Annotated in this window: 22 protein-coding genes; 7 read left to right on the top strand and 15 right to left on the bottom strand. The window is 67.0% G+C overall.

All coding sequences use genetic code 11. The features are described 5' to 3' along the window. Positions 1 to 421: 421 nt before the first annotated feature. Positions 422 to 1663 (top strand): MinD/ParA family ATP-binding protein, encoded by a 1242-nt coding sequence (locus tag G6N50_RS21765; RefSeq protein WP_179970049.1) that lies wholly within the window; start codon positions 422 to 424, stop codon positions 1661 to 1663. On the opposite strand, the gene sigI is transcribed toward G6N50_RS21765, so the two are convergent. Continuing rightward, complete coding sequence (gene sigI / locus G6N50_RS21760; protein WP_083100263.1) at positions 1660 to 2517, bottom strand: RNA polymerase sigma factor SigI; 858 nt, start codon at positions 2515 to 2517, stop codon at positions 1660 to 1662. The genes G6N50_RS21765 and sigI overlap by 4 nt on opposite strands. A 112-nt stretch (positions 2518 to 2629) precedes the next feature. On the opposite strand from sigI, the gene G6N50_RS21755 reads away from it, so the two are divergent. Continuing rightward, a complete protein-coding gene (locus G6N50_RS21755; protein ID WP_083100265.1) occupies positions 2630 to 3481 on the top strand; it encodes an NAD(P)H-binding protein in 852 nt (283 codons plus the stop codon). A gap of 1 nt (position 3482) precedes the next feature. Further along, a complete protein-coding gene (locus G6N50_RS21750; protein ID WP_083100266.1) occupies positions 3483 to 3923 on the top strand; it encodes a nitroreductase family deazaflavin-dependent oxidoreductase in 441 nt (146 codons plus the stop codon). Between the two features lie 3 nt (positions 3924 to 3926). On the opposite strand, the gene eccA2 is transcribed toward G6N50_RS21750, so the two are convergent. The 12 genes from eccA2 to G6N50_RS21690 form a co-directional block, all read right to left on the bottom strand. Further along, positions 3927 to 5777, bottom strand: coding sequence for a type VII secretion system ESX-2 AAA family ATPase EccA2 (gene eccA2 / locus G6N50_RS21745; RefSeq protein WP_083100271.1), 1851 nt, complete (start codon positions 5775 to 5777; stop codon positions 3927 to 3929). Between the two features lie 121 nt (positions 5778 to 5898). Next, entirely contained in the window at positions 5899 to 7509 is a 1611-nt protein-coding gene (gene eccE, locus G6N50_RS21740) for a type VII secretion protein EccE (RefSeq protein ID WP_083100268.1), read from the bottom strand. Continuing rightward, complete coding sequence (gene mycP2, locus G6N50_RS21735) at positions 7506 to 9110, bottom strand: type VII secretion system ESX-2 serine protease mycosin MycP2 (RefSeq protein ID WP_232069012.1); 1605 nt, start codon at positions 9108 to 9110, stop codon at positions 7506 to 7508. Before mycP2 ends, eccE begins: the two co-directional genes overlap by 4 nt. 41 nt (positions 9111 to 9151) lie before the next feature. Next, positions 9152 to 10681: a type VII secretion integral membrane protein EccD gene (eccD, locus tag G6N50_RS21730; protein WP_083094359.1), complete on the bottom strand. Its 1530-nt coding sequence runs from the start codon at positions 10679 to 10681 to the stop codon at positions 9152 to 9154. Continuing rightward, positions 10678 to 11703 carry a MinD/ParA family ATP-binding protein gene (locus G6N50_RS21725; protein WP_142275491.1) on the bottom strand — a complete coding sequence of 342 codons (1026 nt, stop codon included), beginning with the start codon at positions 11701 to 11703 and terminating at the stop codon, positions 10678 to 10680. The genes eccD and G6N50_RS21725 overlap by 4 nt, the downstream gene beginning before the upstream one ends. A gap of 129 nt (positions 11704 to 11832) precedes the next feature. Then, complete coding sequence (locus G6N50_RS21720; RefSeq protein WP_083094361.1) at positions 11833 to 12663, bottom strand: ESX secretion-associated protein EspG; 831 nt, start codon at positions 12661 to 12663, stop codon at positions 11833 to 11835. 108 nt (positions 12664 to 12771) lie between these two features. Continuing rightward, the gene (locus G6N50_RS21715) at positions 12772 to 13059 is read right to left on the bottom strand and encodes a WXG100 family type VII secretion target (protein ID WP_007771836.1); all 288 of its coding nucleotides are present in this window, start codon (positions 13057 to 13059) and stop codon (positions 12772 to 12774) included. A gap of 51 nt (positions 13060 to 13110) precedes the next feature. Beyond that, complete coding sequence (locus tag G6N50_RS21710; protein ID WP_083094362.1) at positions 13111 to 13425, bottom strand: WXG100 family type VII secretion target; 315 nt, start codon at positions 13423 to 13425, stop codon at positions 13111 to 13113. Between the two features lie 102 nt (positions 13426 to 13527). After that, a complete protein-coding gene (locus tag G6N50_RS21705) occupies positions 13528 to 14709 on the bottom strand; it encodes a PPE family protein (RefSeq protein WP_083094363.1) in 1182 nt (393 codons plus the stop codon). Between the two features lie 30 nt (positions 14710 to 14739). After that, positions 14740 to 15051 (bottom strand): PE domain-containing protein, encoded by a 312-nt coding sequence (locus G6N50_RS21700; RefSeq protein WP_083094364.1) that lies wholly within the window; start codon positions 15049 to 15051, stop codon positions 14740 to 14742. A gap of 251 nt (positions 15052 to 15302) precedes the next feature. Next, a complete protein-coding gene (locus G6N50_RS21695; protein WP_083094365.1) occupies positions 15303 to 15701 on the bottom strand; it encodes a VOC family protein in 399 nt (132 codons plus the stop codon). Positions 15702 to 15765: 64 nt separating this feature from the next. Beyond that, on the bottom strand, positions 15766 to 17094 hold the full coding sequence (locus G6N50_RS21690; protein ID WP_083094366.1) for a sensor histidine kinase: 1329 nt from the start codon (positions 17092 to 17094) through the stop codon (positions 15766 to 15768). A 252-nt stretch (positions 17095 to 17346) separates the two neighbouring features. Here G6N50_RS21690 and G6N50_RS21685 point away from each other — a divergent pair, with 252 nt between their 5' ends. From G6N50_RS21685 to G6N50_RS21670, 4 genes are all read left to right on the top strand, one after another. Beyond that, positions 17347 to 17997, top strand: coding sequence for a TetR/AcrR family transcriptional regulator (locus tag G6N50_RS21685; protein WP_083094367.1), 651 nt, complete (start codon positions 17347 to 17349; stop codon positions 17995 to 17997). Further along, entirely contained in the window at positions 17994 to 19205 is a 1212-nt protein-coding gene (locus tag G6N50_RS21680) for an acyl-CoA dehydrogenase family protein (RefSeq protein WP_083094368.1), read from the top strand. Before G6N50_RS21685 ends, G6N50_RS21680 begins: the two co-directional genes overlap by 4 nt. Positions 19206 to 19266: 61 nt before the next feature. Then, on the top strand, positions 19267 to 19686 hold the full coding sequence (locus tag G6N50_RS21675) for a hypothetical protein (RefSeq protein ID WP_083094369.1): 420 nt from the start codon (positions 19267 to 19269) through the stop codon (positions 19684 to 19686). Between the two features lie 31 nt (positions 19687 to 19717). After that, positions 19718 to 20935: a GNAT family N-acetyltransferase gene (locus G6N50_RS21670; protein WP_083094370.1), complete on the top strand. Its 1218-nt coding sequence runs from the start codon at positions 19718 to 19720 to the stop codon at positions 20933 to 20935. Positions 20936 to 20973: 38 nt separating this feature from the next. Here the strand turns inward: G6N50_RS21670 and G6N50_RS21665 are convergent, their stop codons facing one another. Both G6N50_RS21665 and G6N50_RS21660 read right to left on the bottom strand, forming a co-directional pair. After that, positions 20974 to 21915 (bottom strand): alpha/beta fold hydrolase, encoded by a 942-nt coding sequence (locus G6N50_RS21665; RefSeq protein WP_083094371.1) that lies wholly within the window; start codon positions 21913 to 21915, stop codon positions 20974 to 20976. 380 nt (positions 21916 to 22295) lie between these two features. Beyond that, positions 22296 to 22577, bottom strand: a complete 282-nt coding sequence (locus tag G6N50_RS21660; protein ID WP_083094372.1) for a hypothetical protein — start codon at positions 22575 to 22577, stop codon at positions 22296 to 22298. Between the last annotated feature and the right edge of the window lie 32 nt (positions 22578 to 22609).

Below are 22609 nucleotides of genomic sequence, written 5' to 3'. Positions count from 1 at the left end.
AAGTCGTAAAACGATATGACAATACCCGCCTGACATGCCAACTTCGTCAAGTCTAACCGCCAGCTGGCAGGGTCGTAAATTTCGCTGCCGCCGGTGGTCCCCGATTCCGCCAACCCCCTGCTGGGGGCCGCTGATGCTTGGCATGACCGCGCTCATCGCCGACAGCCCCCAGCCGCCACGGTCGGCGGCGGAAAGTTTGCTGAAATGCGAGCCGGGGCGTGCCGGTGACGTTGCTGCGGGTGCTATGGGCGTGCTCAGCGCCCGACTCGGGGTGGCGCTTCGACCCCGCAGCCCGCGTAATACAGTTTGCAGGTTCGCACATCGGGCGCGTCGGGAGATACTAGACCGGATTGGTCACACCCGGCGTCGCAGGTCGGACCGTGGCGCTTATCACGTAACCCGCCTGGCACCCGAGGAGCCCATGAACGAGCGCGACGAATTCCTGCGGGACCGTCTGCAGCCCGAGCGGCCAAGCACCCCGGCGGCGCGCCCGTCCGGTCCCTCCCCTCGACAGCCCCGGCCCGTCCCCGATGAGGCACGGGCCGGCGCGCCTCCCATTGCCCCGCGACCCGCTCCCCCGCGTCCGCCTTCGGCTCCTCCCCCGCCCCCGCCGAACCGGCCGGCTGCGCCGCCGCAAGCCTGGGCACCCGCGCGCCCGCCCTCGACTCCCGGCCCCTCGTTCCGCCCGCCACCCGCGGTGTCGTCGCCCCAGCGGCCCGCCCCTTCCGCGGCGGCGGCCACGCCGCCCGAGCTGCCCGACCGCGGTTGGCGACGCGCCCTGCGGCTGGCCACCTTCGGCCGGGTCAACCTGGGCCCGTCACCCGCCCAGCGGCAGGAGGCCCAATTCGAAGCCGCCATCCGGACCCGCCTGTACGGCAACTACAAGGTCGGCGTGCTGGGCAAGGGCGGCGTGGGAAAGACGTCGGTGGCCGCCAGCGTGGGCTCTCTGTTCGCCGGACTCCGTCGGCAGGATCACGTCGTGGCGATCGACGCCGATACCGCCTTCGGTCGGCTCAGCAGCCGAATCGATCCGGCGTCGACGGGCTCGTTCTGGGAGTTCACCGCGGACAAGAACCTCCGGTCCTTCGACGACGTGGTGGCGCGGCTGGGCCGGAATTCCGCGGGTCTTCATGTGCTCGCCGGTGAACCGGCGTCGGGCCCGCGCCGGGTGCTCGATCCGGCGATCTACCGGGAGGCCGCGTTGCGGCTGGACCGCCATTTCACGATCTCGGTCATCGACTGCGGTTCGACGATGGACGCGCCGCTCACCCAGGAAGTCCTGCGTGATCTGGATGCGCTGATCGTGGTGTCCTCGCCTTGGGCGGACGGCGCATCCGCCGCCGCGCGGACCATGGAGTGGCTGGCCGATCAGAACCTGGCCACGCTGCTGCGCTACAGCATCGTGGTGCTCAACGATTCCGACGGACATGCCGACAAACGCACCCGGGCCCTGCTCGCTCGCGAGTTCACCGATCACGGCCGGCCGGTGATCGAAGTGCCGTTCGATCCCCACCTGCGGCCCGGCGGTGTCATCGACGTGACCCGCGAGATGGCCCCGGCCACGCGGCGCAAGTTCCTCGAAGTCACCGCGACGATCGCCGGCTACTTCGCGACGCGTTCCGACTGTGCCGTCGAGCAGCGACCGACGGACGAACAGAACTAAGCGCGCGCCGACGGGTCGGCGATCGCCTCGATCTTCGTCACCCGAGAATCGCGGATCGTCAACACGATGACGGCGAAGAGGCGGCGCTCGCTGAAGGCCAGCAGCACCGGCCCCCCGGCGGGACCGCTGACCAGGGTTACGTCCGGCCACAGGTAGCGCAGCAGGTTGGTGGCGACCGCAGCCGGGCCGTGGTTGATCTGTGGTGGCGGTGCCGGGTCCGCGAGGATCGTCCCCACACCCCACACCGTCGGATCCAGGACGGCGGCCAACGCGTCGAGGTCACCGTTGGCGCACGCGGTGACGAACTTGTCGGTGACCAACTGGTGCTCGGCCGACGCGACGTCGCTCAGCTTCGGTTGTGCCGCAGAGAATTTGGACCGTGCACGCCGCGCCAGTTGACGGCAGGTGCCGACCGGGCGTCCTACCGTCTGCGAGATCGACTCGAAGGGGACGCCGAAGATGTCGTGCAACACGAAGGCGACTCGTTCCCCGGGACTGAGCCTGCGCAAGACTTCCAGCAGCGCGGTGCGGATCTCGTCGTCGAGGGTGACCCGGTCGGCCGGGTCGAAGCGACGCGCGGCCGGTTGCTCGGGAACGTCGCCTGGGCGCTCGTAGCGGGCGCGGGCCGAGCGCACCTGGTCGAGGCAGAGGCGGCTCGCCACCACGGTCAGCCAGCCCCGCGCGTCCTCGATCTCGCCGACGTCGGTGCGCGAGAATCGCAGAAAGGCCTCTTGTGCAATGTCTTCGGCTTCGCCGACGTCACCCAGCATCTGGTATGCGAGGTTGACCAGATAAGGGCGGTGGCGGCGCCAGGCCTCGCTGACCTGGTCGCTGGCTGACTGCGACTGGTTCATGACTCTTCGACGATCCGCTGAGGCAAAAAGTTACGGATTCTCCGATGTAACTTTCCCACCTTTTGTCCCGTCGTTTTCAGCAGTGCAGGAAGTTCATGGAAGGAACCCCATCATGACCATCGTCGTCACCGGTGCGACCGGCAACGTCGGACGTCCGCTCGTCACCGAACTGATCGCCGCGGGGGCCCGCGTGCGGGCGGTCACCCGACAACCGGCCGGTGCCGGGTTTTCCCCGGAAGTCGAGGTATTCGGTTCGGTTACCGACGCACTCTCGGGTGCCGCCGCGGTATTCCTGAACTCGCGGGCGCTGGGTGGGCAGTTGGAAGGTGTGGTGGCGCAATGCCGGCGCGCCGGAGTCGCCAAGCTGGTCGCGCTGTCGGCGATCAATGCCGACGATGACGACGCGCGGCAGCCGTCCCGGTTTCGCGGCGACCGTAATAGGGAGGTCGAGCGCCTCGCGGTCGACTCCGGTCTGGCCTGGGTGAGCCTGCGGCCCACCGTGTTCGCCACCAACTTCGCCGGCATGTGGTCCGCGCAGATCTGCGCCGGCGACGTGGTCGCCGGGCCGTACGCCGCCGCGTCGACGGCGCCGATCGTCGAGTCAGACATCTCCAGCGTCGCGACACGCGCGTTGCTCACCGATTACCTTGATGGACAACGTATCCCGCTGACCGGCCCACAGGCCTTTACCAACGCAGAGCTGGTCGAGGTCATCGGCGGTGTGCTGGGCAGGCCGCTGCAATACCGCGAGGTCCCCGTTGACACGGTGCGGCAACGGTTTGTCGGGTTGGGCTTCAGCGCCGGGTTCGCCGACGCGTATATCGCCATGCTCGCCGAGACGCTCGACAAACCCGCCGCGGTCACCCAGGACCTGCAAAAGATCCTCGGCCGGTCGCCAATCCCTTTCGCGCACTGGGTTTCCGATCACCGAGAGATGTTCAGCAACGAAAAAGTAGGAATCTGAAATGACCGATCCCCGTCCCCCGCGCTACCTCAAGCCGATGAACAAGTTCATGATGGCCGTGCAACGCCTCGGCATCCCGACCGGGCCCGCCATGGTCCTCACGGTGCCCGGCCGCAAGTCGGGTCAACCGCGCAGCACCCCGATGACGCCCTTCGATTTCGAGGGCGGCCTCTACGTGGTGGCCGGGTATCCCGGAGCCGACTGGGCGGCCAACGCCCGCGCGGCCGGCGTCGGCACACTGAGCCGGGGCCGACGATCACGCCCGGTCCGGATCGTCGAACTCTCGGCCAGTGAAGCGCGGCCGGTGCTGCGGGAGTTCCCCGCCAAGGTCCCCGTCGGTGTGGCCTTTGCGAAACGATCGGGGATGGTGCGCGACGGCACGGCCGAGGAATTCGAGGCACTGGCGGGCCGGCTCACCGTGTTTCGCTTCGAGCCGGCCTGAACGTCACCAGACGATGGCCGCCATGTCGCGGTTGTCGGAACACACGCTGCGCACCGCGGCCTGGATGTCGGCCGCGGTGATGATCTGCAGATCCTCGACGGTCACCGGTTGACCCGCACGCTTTTGCGCCACCACCCGGGTATCCCGAAAGCCTTCGGCGCGTTCGACGACGTTGCGGGCGAACCTACCGTTCTGCATAGCGTCGATGCCGTGGCGCCCGCCGGGGGTCGTGTAGTTGCGGATGGTCGTCGCCGCGTCCAGGAACGTCTCGCGTGCACCGTCGTCGAGCAGGCTGGCGCGCGGCGAGGCGTAACGGTGCGCGATCTCGACGATCTCCGCCGGCGAATAGGACTCGAAGCGCAGCTTGCGGTTGAACCGGCCGGCCAAGCCCGGGTTCACGGTCAGGAAGGCATCCACCTGGTCTTCGTAGCCCGCCCCGATGAAGCAGAAGGCGAATCGGTGCGCTTCCAACGCCACGAGCAGCTGGTTGACGGCCTCCATGCCGATCATGTCGGGCGTCCCATCCTGATGGCGTTCGATCAACGAGTAGAACTCGTCCATGAAAATGATTCGCCCGAGCGACTTTTCGATCAGCTCATTGGTCTTGGGCCCCGACTCGCCGATGAAGTGGCCGCAGAAATCCGAGCGGCGCACCTCCCGGATCTCGGGGTGTCGCACGATCCCCATGCCGGCGTAGATCTTGCCCAACGCCTCGGCGGTGGTCGTTTTACCGGTGCCGGGCGGTCCGACCAGCAGCATGTGGTTGGTCTGTCCCTCCACCGGCAGCCCGTGCTCGAGCCGCATCATTCGCACTTCGAGTTGATCTTCGAGCGCCGCGACCGCTTCCTTGACCGCGGCGAGTCCCACCTGCTTGGCCAGCAGCTTGCGTCCCTCGGCCAGCAACTCTGCGCGCCGGTCCGAGGCGGCGTCATCGTCGAGCTCGTCGCGGCTCTTGGCCGACGACGCGTCCCATCGATCGGTGCGGCTGTCGATGGTTTGTTCGTCCGTCACCACCAGGTGCAAATTCGGATCTGCCAGTGCCTCTTTGGCCGCCGCGGTCAGCACCCCGTTGATGGTGGCCTTGGACAGCCAGATCTGGGCCTGGTCCTCCTCGCGCAGCTGCCGGTACACCATCCCGCGCACATAGGCCAGATCGGCGACCAGCAGCGGAATGTCGGCCGGGCCGATCGACGCCGTCAACACGTCGGTATCGAAGCGGGACGACGACTGGGTGTGCCCGATCACGTCGACGCGGTCCAGCCAGTCCAGAGCGACCCGGCCCTGCCCGAGGTGGGCGGCGGCGTGAGCCGCCAACGCGCAAATCGATGCCGTCACCGCCGACATGACGATGGCGTGCGCGGGCAGCTCCTCGGCGGCCGTCAACAACACGTCCGGCCAGCGTTGCGTGCGGTACATCAAGAACGTCCGGGCCAATTGGTGCCACTGGTAATTGGTCCACGAATCCAGCAGGTCACGGTTGGCCAGCAGCCTGTCCGCCTCGGCGTACTCCCCGGCGATCGTCAACGCGGACGACAACGCCAGCCCGACCTGTGACGCGTCGGTGACGGTGATGCCGATGTAGGGGCCCAGCTGGATCTCCGCGGCCAGCGTCTGTCCGATGCGCGTGGTCTCGCGGTGCAGCCATTCGCTGGTGGCGTACAGCTGCCGCAACGAGGCCAGGTCGCTGTCACCGCACGCGATGCGCCCCAGCCATGCGTCGGCCATCGACGGGTCGGCGTCGGTGGCGGCGGCGAACTCGGGCAGCGCCGCCGCCCGGCCCTGTCGGCTCTTGATTGCCATGGCAAGATCGAAATGCCTTCGGGCAGTTTGTAAATCACCCATCACGTCCCCCATCCCGAGCACCGTGGTGATCACCGCCGGAGCCGCGGGCAGCCACCTTCGGCCGGATCGTGCTGTCGCCGCAGCCGCTACGTGCCCTCATCACACTGTGCCTCAAACCCGCATTACCGACCCGCTACGTGCCGACCGACATGCTGACCGGCTCGAGACTCACATACCGATTCTCGGCGCGGAACATGTCCATCTCTACAAGCCAATTCTTGCCCGCTGCACTGACATTCACCGTCGCCGGGCCGATCTGCTCGATGATCACCTCGTAGCCGTGTCGATGGCCCTCGGAGAGCTCGGCCCCCGCGGGTGCGACGGTGATCACGGTTGCCGGTCGCGGCGTGGGTGAGATCGCGGCCTCGATACCGCCGCCGTCGGGTCCGCCGAAGCTGTTGCCCCGTCGCGCGGCGTACTCGACAACGCTGACCGTGGTTCGTGGTGCGGGGCGCGAGCTGCTCACCACGCTGATCTCCGGCATGCGCACGCTGACCCAGCGCGACATGTCGCGGGTGTGCACGCAGACCCGTTCGCCGGCACCGGCGGTGCGGATCACGATCCGTTTGGCGATCGGGTCGTCGGCGGCGACGAACACGCGTGACAGCTCGCCGGCGTCGGTAACCGGCATCAGCAGCCGATCACCGTTGCTGAGTTTGCCGATCAGCACGCCCGACGGTCCGATCTCGGTGACCAGCTGCGCGGGCAGCGGACTGCGCCGTAATCCGCGCAGGTGTAGGCGGGGACCGCACATGTTCGCGGCCGCCGCGGCCGCCTGCTCCCCGTTGAGGCGGCGCAGGATCACGCTCGGCGGCGTCGGCGCCGGCGTCGGTGTGCGCACGGTGATGGTCGCGGTGCATTCGGCGTCCGGGTACACCGTCACGTTCTGGATGACCTCGTCGGCGCGCAACGTCCATGCCTGCGAGAGGTTGCGCGACGTGATCGCCTCGGCCGGATACGCATAGGTGGTCATCCAACCCGCTTCTCCGCGTATCGCTTTCCATCTTTGTGCGGTTCCCGACACCGCGTCCCACCCGAGGCGGCGATCGAACTCGACGAGGTCGGTGGCAGTAGCCACCTTTGCCCGCATTCCCTGGCAGCGCAACAATCCCGCGATGCGCTGTGCAACCGAAATGGCCGCCGCGCCAACGGTCGTGCGCCACAGCAGGGCTTGGGCGTTGTCGATCACCGCCAGCCGCATGATCAGCCAGGTCTCGCGCCGGCCCGCGTAGGGCGGGGTGCCGATCTCGGAGTCGTACACCCGCGGAAAGTCACCGACGGTGCCGTGCCGGGAGCCGATGGTGACGACGCTGATCGAATCGAGCTGCAGGCCCAGGGCCTGGCGCAGCATCGGCACCAATTCGACTATGTCGAGCACGTTTTCGGTTTCGACGGTCACCGAGCCGGTCACCATGGTGGCGCGATGCCCCCTGCCGAGCAGCTGCACCGCGACCACGGCGACCCCGTCTTGCACGCGGACTCCGCCACCGGAGCGGTTGTTCGCCACGGTGACCGGGGCAGTCCACTCGACCGGCCGCCGGCCGCGCCGCCACAGCACCGCCCACGACCACGCCGGCTGACCCCACCACCGCACGAAGACCAGCGCGATACCAACCACCACGGCGACAGCCGCACCGATGTAACCGCCCACCAGCCAGCTCGCGAACGCGAGGACGAACACCACCCAGACGCCGACCACCCGGCGGTTGCTGCCGCGGGAGAAGCCGGTCAGGTCGGGCCTCATCGGGCCCTCCGCAACCGCGCCGCGATCGCGAACACGAGCACACCGGCGGCTACGGTTCCCAGAAATCCGATGGCGATGTTGCGTGCCCGGTGGTCCGGCGGTGGGGGCGGCGGGGCCGGGGTGATGACCCGGCTCTGCGCGCCCGGGGGCATCCGGTCGCCCGGCGGGATGTTGAAGGTCAGCGCCGCGACCGGGTCCACCAGTCCGTACCCGACCTTATTGTCAACGCCCGCAGGTGGATTGTGCGCCGACTGCACGATTCGGTTGATCACCTGATGCGCGCTGAGGTCGGGGAATTTCGCACGCACCAACGCCGCGACGCCGCTGACGTAGGCCGCCGAGAAACTGGTTCCCCAGAACGGCATGTTCTTCTCGCCGGGCCGCGACGGCGGGTAGGCGTTGACCGGGCCGCCACCTTGGGGCGACAGGCCCATGATGTGCGTCCCCGGTCCGGCCACACCGACCCAGGGACCCGACATGCTCTTGTCGAGTGGGGCGCCGCTGGCATCGACGGCACCCACCGACAGGACGTAGTCGGAGAACCACGACGGCGCCGAGACGATCTTGACCTGATGCCAGTCCCGCGGGTCCGACGGATCCAACGGGTCATACATCGGGTTGTTGTTACAGCCTGCTTCCCCGTCGTTGCCCGCGGCCGCCACGATCACCGCGTCCTTGGCGGTGGACGCGTACCACAGCGCCGCACCCAGCGCTCGCTGATCGGCCGGGGACGCGGCGGGCAGACACGCGGTTACCGAGATGTTTATCACCTTCGCCCCCATGTTGGCGGCGTGAACCACCGCGCGCGCAACCGAATTCAGCGTTCCCGCCTTGACCTTCTCGTCGGAGTAGGGATCTCCCGGCGGCGGGTTGACCGGCTCGAAGGCTCGTGACGATTGCCGGATCGAAATTATGGTCGCGTGCGGGGCCACGCCGACCACCCCATCGGGCGCTCCGGGGGGAAGCGGCGGCACCGCGGGTTCGTCCTCGGTCTGCGGATCGGCCGGCCCGTTCGATGCGACCGTGGCACCGCCGCCCTCCGGCGGCGGGGGTGGGGGGGGAGGCGGGGGCGGAAGGATCTGGGTGATCGTCACCGGCGGCGGCGGGGGCGGGGGCGCTACCGGGGGCGGCACCTCGACCGGTGGCGGCGGTGCCCCGACCACCGGCGGCGGCCCGACCGGCGGAGGGAACGCGGGAGTGGCCGGCATCGGCCGTGGCATCGGCAGAATCCCTTGGGGCGCAGCGCCGATGATCGAGCTGACGATCGTGCCATGAGCGTCGCAGTCCGACAGACCGTCTTCACCCATGATGTAGTCCCCACCGGGTACCACCGGCAGCCGCGGGTTCGGCGACACCCCGGTGTCGATGACCGCCACGGGCACACCGTTGCCGGTGCTGTACTGCCATGCCTTCGTGATGTTGAGCAGGTTGAACCCCGGGGCCATTTGCGCTACATCGGGGTTTCTCACGGTGATCGGGGTCGAGCAGCTGTTGGCGCGGCGCATCGGCTGGTCGGGCCGCGGTGGCCCGTCCGGCGGCACCATCCCCGGATCCACCGAAGGTGGTGTAATGGCCAGTGCGGCAGGGATATTGGCTGACATCGCGACCAGGGTGACGGCGGCGGTGACCGCCGCCGCCCTTCTCAGTGGCGAATCCACGTGAAGAGCCCTCCCAAGGCCGCCGCCGCAGGCAGCAAGACGATGAACGCGAGCACTTCCACCCATTCCACGGTCAACCGGATGAATGGCCGAAACCTCATGGCCGGCACCAAAAGCGCTGCGGCCAAACCCAACGCGGCGAAGGTCGCCACCGCCACCGCGGGCCACATCAGGCCGCTCATCGCGTCTTTCGGCTCGGCGACGGCGTATTTCACCACTCCCGCGCACACCGCGGCGGATGCCCCGCACACCAGGGCGATGGCCTGGTACTTGGCGGCGAATCCGCGCCCCTGGGTGAGGAAGATGCCCGCCACGAGCCCGGCGACCACCAGCGCCAACCACGCCCACGGGCGTCCCGGCGTCAACACGCCCCACACCGCGGCGGGCAGCACGATGGACACCCCGACGCACAGACCTACCTGGACCGCATTGACCAACCGCGCCGAGGCGGCGATCGCGGCGCCGCGCGCGGTGATGTCGGTCAGTTCGTTGTCCTCGTCCTCGGATTCGTCCTCACTGACCGGGGCCACCGTGTCGACGGGCATCCCCTCGCGCCGCGCGAACAGGTCCCGGCCGGTGATCGATCCGAAATGCGGCGGCCGGACCCGCGCCACCCACAACGCGATCAGTGGGGCCATCCGGACCAGGACGAGTAATCCGACCAACACGCTGACCGCCAGCACCTGGGCCGAAGCCGGCCGGAACATCCGTACGGCGGCGACGGCGGCCAGGATCCCGCACACCGTCACCACCGCGGTGACCACCGCGGTCTGCCAACGGTTTCGCGCGGTCACGCCGATGGCGACGGCGCCCAGGATCACCACGACGGCACCGATCAGCCCATGCGCCGCGCCGAGCACGCCCGGGGGCGCGCAGGCACCGGCGGTGGCCAGCGACACCACCGCCAGCCACGCGAATCCGCTGAACAGGTCGCGCCGGTCCTGCCAGCCGCTTCGCACGACCAGCGTCGCGACCACCAGCAGCGCACCGACCGCCCCCGCCACCGCGGCCGGGATGGGGCCGTCGGTGAAGGTGCGCGCCCGCAGGGTGAGGGCCACTACGACGCCAACCGCCATCGCGATCACCGCGACCGCGGTGTGCGCGGCCGTCAACGGCGTCACCGGCGCGAACATCCGATCGCCACCGTCGCGGCCCAGCCACTTGCCCATGGCCGCCAATCCCGTTGACAGCGACTCGTATTGCGGTTCGAATGACTCCCCGTCCACCCTGGGCACCAGCACCAGGGTGTCGCCGTCCTGGACGCCCAGCTCGTCGAGGCTTTTATTGATATCGAGCCGAACCCCGTTGATCTTGTGGAGTTCATAGCTGCCCGCGGGCAATGCGATGCCGTCAAAGCCTTTGCGCTTCAGGTCGGCATCGAACAGCTCGACCATTCCCTCGAAGAATCCCTCCATCGGAATTCCGGCGGGGAATACCTGGGAACAAAGATGCTTTTCGTAAGAAATGTTGACCGCACAACGCGCCGGGAAAGCGACCTTATGCGGCGCTGTCACGGCACGGACCGCTCGGCGTCAGGAATGTATTTGTCCGCCAGGCCGGCGGTAATTTCGAAGAGGCGCAATCGCGTCTTTTTCTTCAGCTCGTGAACGGTGTCGATGATGCCGCCTTTGGCGAGGTGGGGATCAAACGGCAGCACTTCGACCGTCGCCCCGACCTTGGTGAAACGCTCGGTCAGGTAAGCCAGCGCGTCCTTATCGGTGATCTGGTCGGTGTGGTTGACAATCACGGTGCTGCGCGAGACCAGCTCGTGGTAACCCTGCGAGCGCAGGTAATCCACCGCCCGCAGCACCGGGCGTGACCGGTCCGCGGTGATGCCCGAGACGAACACCAGGGTGTCGGTGTTCTCCAATACCGGCTTCATCACTTCGTGTTCGAGGTCGGGGGAGGTGTCGACGATCATCACCGTGTGCGTACGCCGCAGGCGCGACAGCACCCCGGAGAACATCGCGGGCACCAGCGGCCTGGGCTGGTCGGAGGTCCGGTTGCCGGCCAGGACGTCAAGACCAATGACGTTCTGGCCCAAGTGTTCCCGAATATCGGCGTAGCCCTGGACATCGGTGTCGTTGATGATCGCGGTGTAGTCGCCGGGCGGTGACTCGTCGATGCGGTCGGCCAGTGTCCCGAAGCCCGGGACGGCGTCGATCGCAATCACGTTCTGCGGGCGGCATTCCCGGAACACACCCCCGAGGCAGGCGACGAGCGTCGTGACGCCCACGCCCCCCTTGCCGGAGACGACCGTGATGACGTATTGCCGCCGAATATGCCGCCGGATGCGGTTTTGCAAATCCCGGTAGTGCCGTTCGCGGGGCGACTCACCGGGATTTATTTTGTGAAACGAGATGGAGTAAATGAATTTCCGCCAACCCGACCCCGGTGGAATTTTTCGCGGCGCGGCCAGATCGGTGATACGCATCGTGTCCGATACCGAATCTGGGAAGTTGCTGGCCCCTGACGGATCCCCCCGTCTGAGCGCTCCTTCGTCCGACATATTCGGGTCATTCCAAGGGCTCGTCACGACGAGATGCTAACACGGTTGGCGATACCGCGTTTACCCGTTCAGAAACCTTTCAAGTGCGACAGACGTTGCTATTCCAAGACTTTGGTTATCTCAGTTAGTTTCATCGGTTCGCTACGCATCGCACCGTCAGACCACTCGCCGATATGAGTGCCACTCGTCGCCCGCGGGCAACCGGCGGATGAGCCGCTGAATCGCTCCCCCGATATCGGTGCGCGAACCGGGCGAGAGAATCTGGTACTGACGCTGCCCCGAGGTGACGCTTTCGATGCAGATCCGTCCCGCCGGGGTGTCGACGATCGACACCGCCGAATCGCCGACCGCTATCCGCGCCAATTCGTCCGGCCCGACACCGGCCTGCAGCCCGACGATGTTTGCGTGCGCGGACCGGGCCGGGTCGGCGGCCGTCAGGACCATCTGCAACTGGTCGGCGTCGAGGCGCTGTTCGAGCAGGAACGCTCGCAGGCTGGCGGTGTCGCGCACCGAATTCAGCAATTGCTCGGTGTCCAGCGTGACCGGCCGCAGCGGCGCCGCCTCGGCCACCCCGCACAGCCGCTCGATCTGACCGACCACGAGGTCGCTGGCCGACGCCTCGTTGCCGGCCGTGCCGGCGGGATACAGACGAACCAGGTCGCCATGGCGTTCCAGGACCACCCACCACGTCGCGAAGCGGCAGATCGATGCACGCGTCGGCTCCCGGCCCGGGACTCCCATCATCACCAGCAGTCCCAGGTCGCGCCGCAACAGGACGGTCAGCCACTCACGAATCATCGGGTCGACGGTGCCGGCATCATCGAGCGCACCGGCGGCCACCAACTCGGCGGCGGCGGGGTGGCCCAGCGCCCGCTCCGGGGTGTCCAGGCGCGGCAGCATCGGTCGCAACCCCAGTTCAGGGCAGGTCTGCTCGATCCCCGTGACCGCCTGCAACACCCAGAGGCCGTCGACCGTCGTTGTCAGCATGTCGCCTTGCCCTCACTGAGCGAATCCCCGGATGGGCGGACAAGAGACCAAAGGTGGGGCACACACGCTCGGCGCATCTGCCCCACCTTCGCTTGTCCTGGTGTGGGCTCAGAAAAGACCGGCGATGTGCTGGTCCGTGCTGAGGGCGTTGTCCAGCACGTGGGAGGTCGTCACCCCGTGCTGGCGGATGGTGTCGATGAGACCTTGCAGCCCCGACAGCATCTGCGCCTGGGCCTCGAAGAAGCCCGATGCCCCGTGGCCGGCGAAGAATTCCTGCAGGGCGTGCGTGCGGTTGGAGGTGTCGTCGAAAATCGATTGCAACTGGCCGGCGCGGGAGGCGACATCGGTGGCGAAGTCGGCTACGGCTCCCGGGTTATAGGTGATCGGGTCGGACATTGTGGATTTCCTTTCAAAAGACCATTAAGGGAATTGCGAATGAATGGGAGCTCAGGAGCCGTGGCCGCCGAATAGCGCGCTAAAGGCGTGCGAGGAATCCGCCTCGTGGCCCTCCATCAGTGCCGCCGCCTTGGTAAGGCCCTCGGCCAGGCGCGTGCCGCCGGTCAAGACTTTGTTCAAGTCGTTTTGGACTTCGATGGCCGTGGCGTGCGATGCGGTCACAGCCGCACCAGACCAGGTGGACGGATTCATCACGTTTTCCTGATTCGCGACGTATCCCTGGCCAATCCCGATCGCGTGCTCCATGTTCGCCTGGATAGCGTTGGAAGCATCACGAAGCATTTGCGGTGTCACTTTGATTGTCACGGAATTCTCCTTCTCCGGTGGGCCGCCCCCCGTGAGGGCATGAAGCGAAGTGTATGGCGGCTATTTGGACCTGTCGATTCACCTTTCACCAGGGGGTTCGCTTCACACTCGAGCGTCGACCACCCGCACGGTCGCGGGCTGGTCGGCTTTGTCACGGGAGCCGCGTTCGCCTCCCGCCCCGTGCCCCACGGGCATACCGCCCATCGGGGCACCACCCATCGTCGTGGTCTGCGGTCGCATGGCCTCGGCGCCTAACGCCCCGGCCGGCCGCAGCCCCACCGGCCGGCCACTGGTGGCGGGCTCGAAGGCGCTGACCGGACGGGTGAAACTGGTCGCGGGCATGCCAGCGCCGCCCAGGGATGCGCCCCCGCCCGCGCCGGCTTCCGCCGCGGACAGTCCGCTGGTCGCCGAGACCGCCGATACCGCGGGTGTCGCCCCGCCCATGCCCATCGCGCCGGGGTTGGCGAACATGCCCATCAGCGGCTGCATCATCTGCATCGGCGCCTGCATCATTTGCATCGGAGCCTGCATGACCTGCGGGACCGCGCCCATCAACTGCTGCGCCGGCTGCATCAACGAGCCGGCCTGACTCATGAAGTCCTGGCCACCCGAGGCCGCCTGACCGGCCCCCTGCGTCCCCGTCTGGGCGCCCTGCATGGCGGCGCGCATGCCGTCGCCGGCCCCTTCGTCGGCGGCCGACTCGCCGATCGCCGCTGCCGCCTGCGCGGGCGCGGCCGGCGAGGCACCCATGGTCGCGACCGGCGGCGGAATGGTCAGGCTTTGCGCCAAGGCCGTCAGGATCGTTCCGTAGCTGGCCCCGACGGCGGAGTTGTTCGGCCACATCGACCCGAAGTACTCGAGCTCCAAAGAGGTGATTCGCGGGGTCAATGCGCCGAGAACCAACGGGTTGATGCCGTAATCGGTGGCGGTCTCGGTGCGGTTCTCAATGCATTCGGGAGCGGGGCGCATCGAGCCATATGCCATCTGGTACGCCGAGACCGCGGTCGACACCACCGCAGGCTTGACATCGACCCAGCCGGCCAGCCCGTGCAGCGACGCGTTCAGCGCGGTCGCGTTTGCCGCCGAGGCCAAGGAACCCGAGCCCGTCCAACTCGCCGACGTCGCAACCGTATTGATCGTCGACGCGATGCTCGAGCCGTGATGGGTGGCTGCCAATGCGGTCCAGGCGGCCTGGTTCGCCAAGTGAGTGATGACGCCGGCCCCCGCCTTGAGCAGCAGGTCGTTCTCCTCAGGCGTACGCGCAGCCCACCCCGGATCGGCCATGCGTACTTCCCCCTCTAACGTCGCTTGGTTCTAAGCCCCGATTGCCATCGTCAGGCTGCGCATCAGCTCGGTGACGACGTACGTGCTCGAGGCGATGCTCTGCGTGCCGGCGAACAGGCCGCGCTGGGCGGCGTGCTCGGACACTACGCCGAGGTAGCTACCACCGCAGGCGTTGAGCGCCGCCGCGAACATGGCCGAGTCGGGGTCGCCGCCCATCGGTAGCACTCCCAGCAGGACGGGCGCGGCCGCCGACGCCGCCGCCTCGGTCTCCGCGCTGATGGCCGATTCGGCGCCCGCCGACGCCACAACCGCCTCTGACTGCACCGACGTAACAAAACCCATGATTTCCCTCCGAACGCTCAACCCCGAATGCACGTGCTTGGGGCCTCAGTGTAATGCGGTTTCGTTGATCTTGTATTCACTCCGTTTTACGCGGAGTAAAGCCCGGAATTCAGTTAAGCATCCCTGGTCTTAAGCGTGAAAGCACTGGATCCCCAGAAGGAGTCGTTTATAAACCCCAGTCGCCACTCACGACTCGACAGTCACAAATGCACCTCGGTCACCTCGCGACGGTTCCGTCGCAGCGCTTTGATTTAGTCGCGGTCGTGGTGGCATACGGCTTCCAGTTTGATGCCGAATGGGTCGTACCAAAAGGTGGCGAAATAATGGCCGGGATATTGCGGGAAATGGCGAGGCGGGTGGATGACGGTGTCGCCGACCCGGACGACGTGATCGTGCACGGCGTGCACCGCGGACCGACGCCGCACAATGAATGCCAGGTGTTGCAGCCCGGTTTGCTGCGACGAGTACTCGTGCGGCTCGACCGCTGGATAGAAGAACAGGAAAGTGCCCGGTTTGTTTTCAGCGGGCCGATAAGAAAACTCGTCGTCGGCATGAAAGAACGGCTCAAAGCCGACAAAGGGCATCAGCGCGTCGTAATACCGTTTTGCGGCTGACAGGTCGGGCACGTTGATGCCCAGGTGGCCGAGCATGGCTCATTGTCCGATATCGAGTGTGTTCGCGCCCAGGGGGCGGGTTGCCACGAGCGGCCCGCCGCTACGCCGGACCACGCCCATCACCGGCCAGCCGCAGCAACAGCCGAGTGCCGCCGAGCGGGCTGGTCTGCAATGCCGCTGTGCCGCCGTGCAATTCGGCCTGCTGGGCGACCAGCGCCAGGCCCAGCCCCGACCCCGACCGCGAGGCCGTCGAACCGCGGGCAAAGCGTTCGAAGACCGTGGCGCGTTCGGATTCCGGGATGCCGGTGCCGTTGTCGTCGATCGCGATCTCCACGCCCTCACCGGAACTACCGACGGTCAGCTGGATCTTATCGGCATTGCCGTGCTTGACGGCGTTGGCGATGGCATTGTCGATCACCAGCCGCAGCCCGGTGGGCAGCCCGATCATCAGCACCGTCGGCGAGGGCACCAGCGACACCTCCACATCGGGGTAGATGCGCAGCGCGTCGTGAGCGGCACGATCCAAAAGCTCGGTGATGTCGAACGGGACGAAGTCGTCGACGGTGGTCAGTTCGCCCTGAGCCAGCCGCTCCAGGGCGGTCAGGGTGGCTTCGATGCGGCTCTGGGTGCGGATGACGTCGCCGATGACCTCGTGACGCTGCTCGGGCGGCAGGTCCAGGGTGGACAGCACCTCTAGGTTGGTGCGCATGGCGGTCAACGGCGTGCGCAACTCGTGGGAGGCGACCGCGGCGAAGTCGCGTGCCGATTCAAGCGCGGCCTTGGTGCGCTGCTGCTCCTTACCTATGCGGGCCAGCATCCCCTCGACCGCCTCGGCGATCTCCACGGCCTCGCGCACGCCGCGAACCTGGACCTCGTCGGGACTGGACTGGGCGTTGATGGCGCGGGCCTGCTGAGCCAGCAGCAGGAACGGATTGACCATGATCAGCGAGATCACCCATCCCACGACCACGGTGCCGCCGATCACGCTGGCACAGATCAGCAACACCCGCAGATGCAGTTCGTTGATCCGATGCTGGGCCTCGGCCAACGGCGCGGCCAGCGCGATGGAGGCCTTGCCCGCAGTGAAGGTGCGGACGCGGTACTGCACCCCGTTGATCGTGGTGTTGGCATAGCCGTCGGGAAGCTGGGGCAACACAATGCTGCTGGGTACAGACACGGTGACGTCCCCGATGCGCGCGGTGCGCACCAGGTTGCCGTCGGGTGCGGGCCGGTCCGGTCTCGTGTGCTCCGCATTGTTGAGCAGGCTACTGATGTCGCCCAGACTGCTGACCGAATCGAGCCGGCGATCGAGCTGGTTGTACTGATCGTTGGTCACGCCCACCCACACCCAGGTGCCCAGCAGGACGACGAGGGTCATCACCGATATGGCGGCGACGATGACGATGGTGCGCAGCGACAGCACCCGCATCGGCAGCTGTACACGCGGTAGGACGCGAATGTCAGGCTCCTTCAGTGGCTCGCCGTCAACGGTGGGGACCCGGCCGACCGGGTGGGCCTTGTCAACCAACCTAAGTACAACCCTCACAGCAGTACCGGTCCGGCGCGTTCAAGCGCCGTGGCGTTTCGCAAGAATTTAACGCTAGCCATGGCCCTCTGCTCCGGCACGTGCCGGAATCGGGCCGATTTTGCCTCAACCAGGGTGAGTGAGTACTCTCTCACCATGCTCGCTGGACCTGGCCGGGGACGTGACCGGTTGCTGTCCGCCGCGCTGCGGCTGTTTGCCGCCAAGGGCTACGCCGCGACGTCGGTGGCCGACATCCAGCGTGAGTCGGGCCTGGCGCCCGGCTCGGGCGCGCTCTACAAGCACTTCGGCTCCAAGCGCGAACTGCTCGAGGCCGCGGTCGCACACCGGATCGACAGCATCGTGGCCGCGCGGGAGCAGTACGACGCGGGGCAACCGGGAAGCGTAGAGCGGGCGGTGCGCATCGCCGGCCAGCTGATCTGGGGCAACCTCAAGCAGAGCGAGGATCTGCTCAAGGTCATGCTGCGCGAACCCGACGAGCTCGGCGATCTCGACGAGAAGACGTGGCAGGTGATCACCGACAACGCCTACCAACGCTTCGCCGACGAACTGGCCGCATCGAATCGGTCCGGCCGCACCAGCATTCCCGACCCGGAAGCGGCCGCGGCCGTCGCGATCGGGTCGCTGTCTTACGCCGCGACGCTGCAAGCGCTCACCGGCCGGATACCCGGCAACACCGATGAGGAACGGTATTTCGAGGCGTGGGTCAACCAGACCGTCAGCGTCCTCGCGCAATACGCAAATCCACGAAACCCGTTGAATACCAATGATTCAGGAGTAGAGCTGTGACATTTTCACTGCAACTCAGCGACGACGTGATCGAGGTCCGTGACTGGGTGCACCAGTTCGCGGCCGATGTCGTCCGTCCCGCCGCCGCGGAATGGGATGAACGAGAGGAAACACCGTGGCCGGTGATCCAGGAGGCGGCCAAGGTGGGGCTTTACTCCCCCGACCTGTTCGCGCAGCAGGCGGCCGAGCCAACCGGCCTGGGCATGTTGACCGTGTTCGAGGAACTGTTCTGGGGTGACGCGGGTATCGCGCTGTCCATCATGGGCACCGGGCTCGCCGCGGCGGCGCTGGCCGGCAACGGAACCCCCGAGCAGTTGGGCCGCTGGCTGCCCGAAATGTTCGGCACCGCCGACGAACCCAAGCTCGGTGCGTTCTGCTCGTCCGAACCCGACGCGGGCTCCGACGTCGGCGCCATCCGCACCCGGGCGCGCTACGACGAGGCGACCAATGAATGGGTCCTCAACGGCACCAAGACCTGGGCGACCAACGGCGGTATCGCCAACGTGCACATCGTGGTGGCATCGGTTTATCCCGAACTCGGCACCCGCGGCCAGGCGACGTTCGTTGTCCCGGCGGGTGTCAAGGGGCTGGCGCAGGGCCAGAAATTCAAGAAGCACGGGATCCGCGCTTCGCACACCGCCGAGGTGGTGCTCGACGACGTCCGCCTCCCCGAAGACCACATCCTCGGCGGCCGCGAGAAGTTCGAAGCGCGGATCGCCCGCGTCAAATCCGGCGCCTCCGCGCGCGGGCAGGCCGCGATGAAGACCTTTGAGCGCACCCGGCCCACGGTCGGTGCGATGGCCGTCGGCGTGGCCCGGGCCGCCTACGAGTACGCCCTCGACTATGCCTGCCAGCGTGAGCAATTCGGCCGCAAGATCGGTGAATTCCAGGCGGTGGCGTTCAAGCTGGCGGACATGAAATGCCGGATCGACGCCGCCCGATTGCTGGTGTGGCGAGCCGGATGGATGGCGCGCAACAACCAATCCTTCGACTCGGCAGAGGGGTCGATGGCCAAGCTGGTGGCCAGCGAAACCGCGGTCTACGTCACCGACGAGGCGATACAGATCCTGGGCGGCAACGGATACACCCGCGACTACCCGGTGGAGCGGATGCACCGCGACGCGAAGATCTTCACCATCTTCGAGGGCACCAGCGAGATCCAGCGCCTGGTCGTCTCCCGGGCGCTGACCGGGTTGCCTATCCGTTAGCGGGCCCGCAATTGGATTGCGTCTGATACCTTCTGCGGCACACCAACCGTTAGGGGCAGACGTGAAGCGTGCGGTCATTGCGGCACTCGGATTCGTCGTCGTTGGCTGCTGTGCGGGGGCGCCCCGGGCGATCGCGGACAACCCGACGTGCACGGCGTCGGTGTGCGCCTTCTTGTCTCCGTCGCGCAACATCAGTTGTGAGGTCAACTACAAGCGGGATCCCGGCATCCCCGACGAGGCCTACTGCCAAACCAACGAACCGCCCGCGTCCGCGCGTCTGTCCACCGCCGGAGTGGTCACCAACTGCACGGGCATTTCCTGCATCGGCAACGCGGGAATCGGCACGCCGGTTCTCGCCTACGGCCAAACCGCCGGAATCGGCCCATTCAGTTGTGGATCCACGACGGACGGAGTCACCTGCACGATTTCGTCGGGCCATGGCTTCACGATCTCCAACGCGGGGATCACGCCCGTCGGGTGACTCCGTGCGCCCAGCGCGACATGATGGCCGAATGACCACCAAGATCCGGACCCTCGATACCGAGGACGACCTCGTCGCCGCGGCCAGATTGTTCCGCACCGCGATGGTGGGTTTGCCGCCGCTGTCGAACCTGTCGCCCGGCCAGATCACCAAGCTGCTCGACCCCGGCCGCACCATCGGCGCATTCGTCGAGGGGCAACTCGTCGGCACCGCCGACGCGGTGACGAGCACCCTGACCCTTCCCGGCGGGGCCACGGTGAGCCACGCCGCCGTGACACACATCGGGGTGCTGCCGTCATTCACCCGAAGAGGCATTGCCACCGAATTGATCCGGCACCAGCTGCATGACATCGCGGCGCGCGGTGAGGTGGTCGCATCGTTGCGGGCGTCGGAGGCGACGATCTACGAGCGGTACGGCTACGGCGTGGCGAGTTGTTTTCAAAGCGTGGAGATCATGAGCGCGCGGGCGGCGTTCCGCCCCGGCGTCGGCCTCGGTGGTCCGGTGCGGCTGCTCGATGCCGCCGAAGTCTGGGAGATCCTGCCCCGCATCTATGACGCCAATCGTCCGTATCGCCCCGGAACGATCGACCGGCCCGGGGTGTGGTGGGAAAGCGCTCGGCTTCGCGCCGAATCATCCTCCGGGGCTTGGTATGTCGCCGCCCACGGCGAACCGGGCGCCGAGTCGGGTTTCGTCCGTTACCGACCCACCGGCACCGAAAATTGGTTCGTCAGCGACCAGCGCACCATCGTGGTCGAGGACTTCTTCGCGCCCACCACAGACGCCTTTCTCGGTTTACTGCGTTTCCTGCTCGGCCTGGATCTCGTTCACCGAGTGGTGTTTTGGATGCTACCTATCGACAACGCGTTGCCGTGGCTGTTCGTTGACCGCCGGGCGACGAAGGTTACCGCGGTGCACGACGAGACATGGCTGCGCGTCATCGATGCGGAGCGTGCGCTGACGGCGCGATCCTATGTTGACGGCGGAACCGTCACGATCGCGGTGAACGATCCAGTGTTGCCGGATAATTCGGCGACGTTCACGATCACCGGGGACGGGGCCGAACCGACGACCCGTCGCGCCGACGTCCACGTCGGGATCCAGGGGTTGGGTGCCGCACTGCTCGGCGGCACGAGCTGGCGCAGTCTCGCCGCGGCCGGGCTGGCCCGGGCTGACGATTCGGCGGCGCTGGATGTGGCCGATCGACTGTTCGCAGTGCCCGGCGCACCGTATGCCGGCACGTTCTTCTGAGTCGGAGCTGACACCCGGTGCGGCGCACACCGGCGGCGTCAGCGGTGCGGGTCCGATCTCTGCATCGCCAGACGTACGCCGGCCACCACCAGGTCGGGCTGGTGGATTTGGATGAAGTGGTCGCTGCCGGTCGCGATCATGTGCGGTGTCTGTGGCCGCAGCGCGATCAGATCCGCCGACGCCTCTCTCCACACCTGCTCGAGCTTCGCGCTCTGCTCGGCCGAGACGGTGCCGGGGATCGCGAACGGCTCGGTCCTGGTCAATACGACGGTGGGGACGGGCGGGAACGTCGGGGCCGCACCGACCTGCGCGACGCTCTTGTCGATGTCGATCACCTCGAACGACGGCGAATTCGCGAACTGCGGCAACGGCTGGTCCAGCGCCTGGCGATACATCGGCCAATCCGATCCCATCAGGCCCGGAATCTCGACCGGAAAGGCGTCGACGAACGCGCACGCCCGCACCTGGTCGGGATAGGTCTGGGCATACAGCCGGATGAACAACCCGCCCAGCGAATGCCCGACCAACGTGTACGGGGCGGGAAGATGCGCGGCGGCGAGTAACGCGTGCAGGTCCTGGACCACGTCCTGCGCGGTGCGTGGCATCGCAACCGGTGAACTGCGGTCGGTGATGCTGGGCGGATCGGGATAGCGCAGGGTGCCGGGCCGGTCATAGGCGCAGACGCGGTGGTCGGTGGCGAGGGCAGGCAGCACGGCCGGACCCGTTGCCGGCGTCGCGGCATCGGAGTGATCCCACGGATCCGACGAGTTGTGATAGCCGGACTCCAAAATGACTGTCGGACCACCCTTTCCGTGACATTCGAGATAAATGTGCCGGCCATTGCCGATCTCGACCGGACCCGCGAAATCGCCGTCTGACGCCGGTGCACCGCGGTTGTGTGCCGGTTCGCCGCATCCCACCGATGCAACCAGCAACGCGATGGCCAACAGGCATCGACGGGAACCGTCAGCGGTGTGCATCGCGTCATTGTGCGGGTGCGCCGACGCAGCGTGACGGCATTTTGGGGACGATTGTGCAACGGCCGCCCCTTCCGATCGTCCTGCAGGGGAGGTCGAGGCCAGCGTGGCGACCGCGGGTAAAGCGCGCTCCCGGTTATGGGGGCGGCGCGTTCAACGGTCCAAATTGTCCGGAGCGGACCTTCGCGCCTGACGTTGACCGCCAATGCGTTCGTGGCACAGTCTCTTTCACCCGGCGTTTATCGATCCCGGTCCCCCGTCGTCGAAAGCGAGGGTTAGCCGCGCCGTAGTAACCGCCGTGTCGGACACCGCGAAATCCCGCTGCGCAGTTGCGGATTGCGTACAACCGGCTCCCGACCGGAACCGGCCCGGGGCGGGCTCCGTCAGCCGTGCGGTGCCTCGGAGATCTTGGTGTCCGGCTTGCCGAGTGTCTGGCAGTACGTCATGGCCGAGAGCCGCGTTGCGGAGATCTCCACATTGGTCGGGTCGGCACCGCTCTTGTCTTTGAGCATCTTGCTGACTTCGTCGTTCTGCTTCTTTTCGTCCTGCGTGGTGAAGTCTTTGCACTTGGTGTCGCCGCCGGTGTTGATGACCTGTGAGGCCGAACACGCGCTGGACAGCAAGACGGAGATCGCGATCGTGGCTGCCGCAATGTACTTCATCATTTGCCTTCCTGGGTGCGAGTAGTGGTATCAGT

It is taken from the genome of Mycobacterium mantenii (assembly GCF_010731775.1).
Taxonomy (GTDB): Bacteria; Actinomycetota; Actinomycetes; order Mycobacteriales; family Mycobacteriaceae; genus Mycobacterium; species Mycobacterium mantenii.
This window is presented reverse-complemented; position numbering and strand designations above follow the sequence as displayed.